This window comes from Youngiibacter fragilis 232.1 (assembly GCF_000495435.3).
Taxonomy (GTDB): Bacteria; Bacillota; Clostridia; order Clostridiales; family Clostridiaceae; genus Youngiibacter; species Youngiibacter fragilis.
In genome coordinates, this window is sequence record NZ_AXUN02000131.1 from 1 (window position 1) to 1,582 (window position 1,582).

At 41.9% G+C, this 1,582-nt stretch carries 2 protein-coding genes; both read right to left on the reverse strand.

The features are described 5' to 3' along the window. Positions 1-867: recombinase family protein (locus tag T472_RS06650; protein WP_023863459.1), on the reverse strand; the 867-nt coding region annotated here is incomplete at its 3' end. A 3-nt stretch (positions 868-870) separates the two neighbouring features. Then, a complete protein-coding gene (locus T472_RS06655) occupies positions 871-1,284 on the reverse strand; it encodes a recombinase family protein (protein WP_023388124.1) in 414 nt (137 codons plus the stop codon). Between the last annotated feature and the right edge of the window lie 298 nt (positions 1,285-1,582).

A 1,582-nucleotide genomic window follows, 5' to 3' on the forward strand; every position in this document is an offset into this window, starting at 1 on the left:
GCTATACAATTTCCGCTTACGTGGTACGATGCCATGGTTCTTTACTCTCGTTTTCGTGAGGAAGTCCGTGGTGTAGGTTTTCTGTAAAAGGGCATCCCCAATATACTTTTCATTTCGTAGGATTTGATTGATATTGCTGGTATGCCATTTTTCATTTCCAGCACCATTACGAATGCCGTCCTCTTCAAGGCCGCGTTTGATTTTTAGCATGCTGGCACCTTCGAGGTATTCCCGGTAGATGCGCTTTATGATTTCTGCTTCCTTGGGGACAACGATAAGGCGCTTATTTTCATCCTTTATAAATCCGAGGAAGCGGTTGCAGTTGACCTGTATTTCACCTTGCTGGTAGCGATATTGTAAACCCATCTTTACATTCTGGCTCAGAGACTGACTTTCCTGTTGGGCGAGGGAAGCCATAATGGTGAGCATAACCTCGCCTTTAGAGTCCATGCTATTTATATTTTCTTTTTCAAAGTAGACGGGAATGTTTTTTTCCTTAAGCTGCCGGATGTATTTCAGGCAGTCCAGAGTATTTCGGGCAAACCTACTGATAGATTTTGTGATGATCATATCCACATTGTCAGCCATACACTCGTCGATCATTCGGTTAAATTCATCACGCTTTTTAGTATTGGTTCCTGAAATACCGTCATCCGCATAAATTCCTGCCAATGACCATTCTGGGTTATTGTTAATGTAGGATGTATAGTGTTCAATCTGCGCTTCATAACTTGTAGCCTGTTCGTCACTGTCGGTGGAAACCCTGCAATAGGCTGCTACCCGGAGTTTTGCTTTTTCCTCATCTTCTTTTTTGCCACGCATTTGCTTCCTGGCTGGGAGTACGGTGACACTCTTAGTAACATTCAATATTTACACCTCTCTTTTAATCAGACTATAGGCGTATTCCGCTTGCTGGAACGGATTGTCGAATCGCTCGGTGCTTTCTATGATGCGGAAGGTGGTTGGATAAACAGCCTCATCTTCCACTTTTGGCTCGAAGATCCGACCAAGTTTTTCAGCTCGTCTGATACGTTCTTTTTCTACAGCCTCAAACATCACCTTATCAATAATTGCCGGATAATAATTATCTCCAAGGTAATGGGCGTTTCTGAGTATATTTCCAATCGATGCATGAGATTTTGTGATTTCGGCCTTTTGTGCAGCGTTGGCCAAGGAATCTCCGGATAGAAACGCTAGAAATAGTTTTTTTATCTGCTCGGCAGCAATTTCATCAATGACAGCTTTGCCATTTTCTATCCTATAGCCGTAGGGTGTGTGACTCATTCATTTCTCCAACCTTTCCTTAAGTGTGATTCCACATTTGAGTTCAAATCCAATTTCAGTTCTGGAATATACAATAATCCGATTCACAAAATTTTTGAAAACTGCTTCGTCAAAGCGTTTTAACATGGTTGCCGTAGTGGCATATTGTAGCAAGGTGTTGACTTCAATCAAATGCTGGTTCCCGCTATCCCTATGTGTCAGAATAGTTGGCAGTGGTAATTGAAAATAGTATAGTAAGTACTACTGATGAGGGGATGAATAAAATGGCAGATAGTAAAGAGTTAAGGGATGCAATGGT

Coding starts and splice junctions, on each gene's coding strand:
- T472_RS06655 (WP_023388124.1), bottom strand. CDS start 1,284: ATGAGTCACACACCCTACGGCTATAGGATAGAAAATGGCAAAGCTGTC.